This window comes from Mycolicibacter kumamotonensis (assembly GCF_002086285.1).
Taxonomy (GTDB): domain Bacteria; phylum Actinomycetota; class Actinomycetes; order Mycobacteriales; family Mycobacteriaceae; genus Mycobacterium; species Mycobacterium kumamotonense.
Genome location: NZ_MVHU01000070.1, coordinates 1 through 6,251, shown reverse-complemented (window position 1 = coordinate 6,251; position 6,251 = coordinate 1). Strand labels below are relative to the sequence as shown.

The 6,251-nt window shown below is 70.1% G+C and carries 6 protein-coding genes; 2 read left to right on the top strand and 4 right to left on the bottom strand.

Features of this window, described 5'->3' with window-relative positions:
- Nucleotides 1-94 precede the first annotated feature (94 nt).
- A complete protein-coding gene (locus BST28_RS22580) occupies nucleotides 95-1,552 on the bottom strand; it encodes a neutral zinc metallopeptidase (protein ID WP_083083191.1) in 1,458 nt (485 codons plus the stop codon).
- Entirely contained in the window at nucleotides 1,552-2,283 is a 732-nt protein-coding gene (locus BST28_RS22575; RefSeq protein WP_083083190.1) for an Rv3717 family N-acetylmuramoyl-L-alanine amidase, read from the bottom strand. The genes BST28_RS22580 and BST28_RS22575 overlap by 1 nt, the downstream gene beginning before the upstream one ends.
- 49 nt (nucleotides 2,284-2,332) lie before the next feature.
- Here BST28_RS22575 and BST28_RS22570 point away from each other — a divergent pair, with 49 nt between their 5' ends.
- Nucleotides 2,333-3,691: a WS/DGAT/MGAT family O-acyltransferase gene (locus BST28_RS22570; RefSeq protein WP_083083189.1), complete on the top strand. Its 1,359-nt coding sequence runs from the start codon at nucleotides 2,333-2,335 to the stop codon at nucleotides 3,689-3,691.
- Between the two features lie 3 nt (nucleotides 3,692-3,694).
- A complete protein-coding gene (locus BST28_RS22565; protein WP_083083188.1) occupies nucleotides 3,695-4,168 on the top strand; it encodes an NUDIX hydrolase in 474 nt (157 codons plus the stop codon).
- On the opposite strand, the gene BST28_RS22560 is transcribed toward BST28_RS22565, so the two are convergent.
- Together BST28_RS22560 and BST28_RS24455 are read right to left on the bottom strand one after the other, a co-directional pair.
- Nucleotides 4,165-6,012, bottom strand: a complete 1,848-nt coding sequence (locus BST28_RS22560; protein WP_234808389.1) for a fatty acyl-AMP ligase — start codon at nucleotides 6,010-6,012, stop codon at nucleotides 4,165-4,167. The genes BST28_RS22565 and BST28_RS22560 overlap by 4 nt on opposite strands.
- Nucleotides 6,013-6,034: 22 nt before the next feature.
- On the bottom strand, nucleotides 6,035-6,251 hold a 217-nt coding region (locus BST28_RS24455; RefSeq protein WP_207570180.1), incomplete at its 5' end, for a DUF8730 family Cys-rich protein.

Genomic DNA, 6,251 nt, shown 5'->3' with positions numbered 1-6,251 from the left:
TTGCTCGGGCGGCCACGGGGCGCGCGGCGGTACCGGCCGGGTCCGCCGCTCCGGGCGCTCCGGCTGGTCGGGTCGACCGTTCATCGCGTCTCCATCACGGGAACCGCTCGAAGCATCCGTCGATGTCGCCGTGCAGCCCGGAGCGGAACGCCAGGATCCGGGTGAAGCCGGCCGGGACGGTGTTGTCGTCGACGTCGCTGGCCACCACGCCGTTCATCAACAGACCGGTGACGGCTTCGTCGAGGTCGCCGCCGGCCAGCGTCAAACCCGGCCCCGAGGACAACGTCATCGGCTCGGCCATCCGGCGCTGGGCCACCCCGGTCAGGCACGCCGTGCGCAGTGCCGCGGTCGCCGACTCCAAACCGACCTCACGGTCGCGTTGCACCGCAAGCGCATACCGTGACGTCACGGCGGACAGTCCGGTGTTGTCGCCCTGCGGCATGCCCAGTGTCGACTGATCCGTCGGAGCGCTCATCTCCTGCAGGTCGGGCAGGTCGACGATCACGGTGTTGGTCTCCGGGCAGTAGGCCACCGGGTTGGGCTGGTGGCCGCTGGGGCAGCGGCCCGACGTGGCCAGTTCCGGTGGGCGGGACAAGCCGAAGATCTGTCCCAATTGTTCCATCAGCGTCGACAGGACGTGTTCGTCGATGGTGAGGTCGCTTTGCGGGTTCTCCGAATCGAACAGCGAGCGCGGCAGATTCCCGCGCCGCTTGCGGATCTCGCCCATGTCGATCTGGGCGCACACCTCCGCGCCGCCGTCGAAGCCGCTCTGGAAGGCGCCGACGCGGTCGAGCGCGGTGCCGTGCTCGTCGGAGACCGACACCGGGTTGTCGGGTGTCGAGACGGGGTCGCGGATCACGATCAGCCCGGCCAGCACATGGTTGAGTCCGTCGCCGGTGCTCAACTGCGCGCGCGACGAACGTCCGGCGGCCACCCACTGCAGGTACACGCCGGCGAAGCAGTCGGCCTGTTGTTCGCGCACCAGGGTTCGGGTGAAGGTGTGGACGCTGTGGGCCATGGCCTGCAGGGCGTGCCCGTATTCGTGGGCCAGCGTGCCGTTGATCGCCATGTCGCCGAAGTACTTTCGGGCCGTCGGCATGAATTTGGCCCGATCCCAGGCCATGGTGTCGGCCCGGCGGCAGTACATCGCGTTCGGCAGGTGGTAGACATCGCCGCCGCATACCTGGGGGCCGTTCGGGTCGGTGGAGTCATAGGACACCAGCGTCGACACCGGGGTGAAGGTGCCGGACAGGGAATCGGCGTAGTGCTGGGTCCAGAAGTCCTCGATGTCGTCGATCGCCAGCAGCGACAACCGGTCGATCTGGCCGCCGTCGGTGTTGGTCACCCTGGCGGTGACGGGCGGGACGTCGCCGCGCGGACCGCTGGGACCGTCGGCGGCGGGCAATCCGCCGACCCTGCCCGGGTGATACAGCATCGAAATCGCGTGCCCGGACACCACCGTGGGCGTGCTGTCCGCGCAGCCGGTCAACACCAGCAGCAGGCAGATCGTGCCGAGAAGCGTTCGGGTGGCTACGCCGGGTCCAGACATCATCACCTGCTGAGGAACGTGACGATCCCACCGGTGACCGCCGCCGCATATCGGGCGCGCCCGTCGGGGCTTTCCAGCAGTGCCGCGTCCCCGGCGTTGCGCATGTTGCCGAGTTCGACCAGCACCGCCGGATATTCGGCCAGGTTCAGCCCGGCCAGATCCGCCCGGCCGTAGAGCCCGTCGGCGCCGAGGTAGCTGGATTCGGGGATGCCCGCAGCCGCGAGGGAGTCCCGGATGTCACCGGCCAAGCGCAGCGCCGGCCCGGACTGGGCGTCATTGAGCGGCGGGCTGGAGTAGTTGACGTGAAAGCCGCGACCCGACGCGGGCCCGCCGTCGGCGTGAATCGACACGATCGCATCCGGGTGCGCGGCGTTGGCTGCGGCGGCCCGGGCGTCGATGCACGCGGCCGGCGAGGTGTCGTCGCCGCGCGAGAGCTCGGTGTGCACGCCCATCTGGTCCAGCGCCGCGCGGATCCGGTTGGTCACATCCCAGGTCAGGCTGTGCTCGGGATAGCCGTCGTCGGTGGCGGTCCCGCTGGTCTGGCACGGCTTGGTGCCGCCGCGTCCGTTGGGCACCAGTCGGGCGATCGAGGAATCGCTGGCGCCGCTGTGCCCCGGGTCGAGAAACACCGTCTTGCCGGCGATATCGGGATCCGCGGACGCGGCGGGCGGACCGGCGGTTGCCGCGACGAAGCAGGCGGCCGCGGCGACACAGACGATGGCCCGGCGACGCACCGGGCAAGACTAGCAAGCGCGGCACGGTCGTCCGGGGTCTAATGGACCGATGCAGCTGATGTCGCCGCTCGATTCGGTCTTCCTCTTAGCCGAAAGCCGCGAGCATCCCATGCATGTCGGTGGCCTGATGCTCTTCGAGCCGCCGGAGGGCGCCGGGCTGGAATTCGTCGGCGAGATCTACCAGGGCCTGCTGGGCGCCCGTGATCTGCAGCCCGCGTTCCGTAAACGTCCGGCGACCCTGCTGGGCGGGATCGCAAACGTGGGGTGGGCCTTCGACGACGACATCGACATCGAGTACCACGTGCGGCGTTCGGCGCTGCCCGTGCCCGGCCGGGTGCGTGACCTGCTGGAGTTGACGTCGCTGCTGCACGGCAGCCTGCTCGACCGGCACCGTCCGCTGTGGGAGGCGCACCTGGTGGAGGGCTTGGCCGACGGTCGGTTCGCGGTCTACGTCAAGATCCACCACGCCCTGATCGACGGTGTTTCGCTGCTGCGGCTGCTGCGCCGCACCCTGTCGGACGATCCGCGGGAGGCCGACCTGCGCACCCCGTGGTCGCTCGCACCGCCGTCGCGGCCGCGCCCGGATGCCACCTCGCGGCTGCGGACACTAACCGGAATCGCTAAAGACGTTGCGGCCCTGGGACCTTCGACGGTCAAGCTGGCGCGTGCCGCCCTGCTGGAACAGCAGTTGACCCTGCCGTTCGAGGCGCCGCGCACCATGCTCAACCACAAGATCGGTGGGGCCCGCCGGTGTGCGGCGCAGTCCTGGCCGGTGGAGCGCGTCATCGCGATCAAGCGTGCCGCCGGGGTGACCGTCAACGACGTGGTGCTGGCGATGTGCGCCGGGGCGCTGCGCGCCTACCTCGACGAGCAGCACGCCCTGCCGGAGCATCCGCTGGTGGCGATGGTCCCGGTGAGCCTGCGCGGCGAAGCCGATGCCGATTCCGGCGGCAACATGGTCGGGACCATCCTGTGCAATCTGGCCACCGATCTCGCCGACCCGGCGCGGCGGCTGGAGACCATCAGCGAGTCGATGCGCCGCAACAAGAAGGTGTTCAGCCAGTTGCCCCGCGCCCAGGCGCTGGCGCTGTCGGCGGCGAACATGGCGCCGCTGGCCTTGGCGGGCCTGCCCGGGTTCGTCTCGGCGGCGCCCCCGCCGTTCAACATCGTCATCTCCAACGTGCCCGGCCCGGCCGAGCCGCTGTACTGGCGGGGCGCCCGGCTGGACGGCAACTACCCGCTGTCGATCGCCCTGGACGGGCAGGCGCTGAACATGACGGTGGTCAGCAACGCCGGCAACCTCGACTTCGGGCTGGTCGGCTGCCGGCGCTCCGTACCGCACCTGCAGCGCCTGTTGCGGCACCTGGACACCTCGCTGCACGACCTGGAACACGCCGTGGGTGTGTGAGGCGTGGCCAAACGCAGCGCCGGTCTGCTGCTGTACCGGCCCGGCGACGACGGCGCCGTCGAGGTGCTGATCGCCCATCCCGGCGGGCCGTTCTGGGCCCGCAAGGACGACGGGGCGTGGTCGATTCCCAAAGGGGAGCAACCCGACGGCGAGGACCCGTGGTCCACCGCGCGCCGGGAATTCGTCGAGGAGATCGGCCTGGAACCCCCGGACGGTGAGCGACTGGATCTCGGTGTGGTGCGACAGGCCGGCGGAAAGACGGTCACGGTGTTCGCCGTGCGCGGTGATCTCGACGTCACCGGCGCGCGCAGCAACACCTTCGAAGTGGAGTGGCCGCCGCGGTCGGGCAGACTGCGGGAGTTTCCCGAGGTCGACCGGGTCGGCTGGTTCGGCGTCGAGCAGGCGCGCACCAAGCTGCTGCCCGGGCAGCGACCTGTTCTCGACCGGCTGCTGGACTACCTGGGGACCGAGCCCTAACAGCTGGAGCGCGGTGGCGGGGTCCCGGGTTGCTGTTGGCGCTGCGCCAGGCCGGTGACGATCATCCGGGCCAGCGCGCCGGCGCCGGTGGCGTTCTTGGCCGGCACGGCCGGTGCCGCCGGAGCGTGCCATTGCGCCACGGCCTCCAGCGTGCCGTCGATGAACTGCCGGCGGCATTCGCCGCGCCGGATCTTGCCGCTGGAGGTGGTCGGCAGCCGCATCGCCGGGACCAGCAACACGTCGTGCGCCTCGATGCCGTGCTGGTTGCTGACCGCCGCCCGAATGGCGTCGATGATGCCGGCGAATTCGCTCTCGGCGACCTGCTGCTGGTAGTCCATCTCCTGCAGGATGACCAGGTGGCTGTCGGCGCCCGGTTTGGCCTGGACGGCGAAGGCCGCGCCGCGGTCGGCCAGCAACGCCGGATGGCAGGCCTGCACGGTCGGCTCGATGTTGCTCGGGTAGTAGGTGCTGTCGGCGATGCTGATCAGATCGGCCCACCGTCCGGTGACGAATACCTCGCCCTTGCACAGGAAACCCAGGTCCCCGGTGCGCAAAAACGGGCCTTCCCCGGTGTCGGCCAGATACCCGCCGAAGGTGTGCGCGGTCTCTGCCGGCCGCGCCCAATAGCCCTGCGCCACACTGGGACCGGACACCCAGATCTCGCCGACCTCGTCGGGTCCGCGTGCCACGCGGGTCTCCGGGTCGACGATCACGACCCGCTGGGCGTACACCGGCGGGCCGCAGCTGACCAGCGGGACGGCCGCGGGCGCGTCGGGGGAGACGTCGACGGCCCGGTTGGCGCTCAGGGCGTCGCCGTCGACGTAGCGCACGCCGGCCACTCCGGGACCGGAGTCCCCGGTGACCAGCAGCGTGGCTTCGGCCAGCCCGTAGGCCGGGCGGAACGCCTGCAGCCGAAACCCCGCCGGGGCGAACGCGTCGGCGAACTCCTGCATTGTCGAGGCGTGCACCTGCTCGGAGCTGATGGCGGCGGTGGACCAGCGCGACAGATCCAACGCGGCCCGCTGGGCGGGGGTGCTGTGTTTGACGCAGAGCCGGTAGGCGGCGTTGGGTGCCGCGCTGGTGGTGGCGCGGTGCGCGGACATCGCTTCCAGCCAGAGCATGGGGCGCTGGAAGAAGGCGATCGGGGACATCAACACGGTGCTGCAGCCGACGTAGATCATCTCCAGGACCCCGCCGATGAGTCCCATATCGTGTTGCTGGGGCAGGAAATAGACGCTCTTGGCGGTCTCGTCGCCGCGCCAGGCCCGCCGGATGGCTTCCAGATTGTGGATGAGGTTGTCGTGGGTCACCACCACGCCCTTGGGCGATTTCGTCGACCCGGAGGTGTACTGGATCAAAGCGGTGGTGTCCGGGCCGACGTCGGGTGCCTGCCAGGCGTCGGGGTGGCCGGCCTGGTCGGTGGCACACCACTGCAGCGACGACATGCCGGGCACGTCGGCGGCCAGGGCCTGCAGTTGGTTTCGGGTGTCGGAGGTCGCGATCGCGAAGCCGGCCTGTGCATCGGGGGCGACCAGCTTCAGACGGGCCATCGGGGTGTCGACCGGCACCGCGACGGCGCCGGCGTAGAAGCAGCCGAAGATGCTGGCGATGCTGTCCAGACCCGGCCGGCAGATCACCAGAACCCGCTGCCCGGCGGCGCCCTGATCTTGCAGACTGGACGCGATCGCCCGCGCTCGGGAGTCGAGCTCCCGATAGCTCAGGCGGGCGGTGACCTTCTTGCCGTCGGGGGCGAAACTGAACGCGATCTTCTCGCCGTACCGGTCGGCCTGCAGCCGCAGCAACTCCACCAGGGTGCGCACGGTGGGTGTGGTCGGCTCCGGCATCCACACACCATAATGCGTTCGCTCAGAAGCGGCGCTTGGTCTCCGGATGCCCCGGGCACCACTGCTCGGGCGGCACCTGGGCGCGGACCTCGGCGACGTGCTCGCCGCAGCCGTCCCAGGTGGTCTTGCCGCAGACCCGACACGGCACGGGGTAGCACATCAGCGGTTCCTTAAGTTCGTAGTTGCAGTTACTTCGTGTTGTTACGTTGTGCTGCGACCCGGGTGGGTCGGGTGAGGCT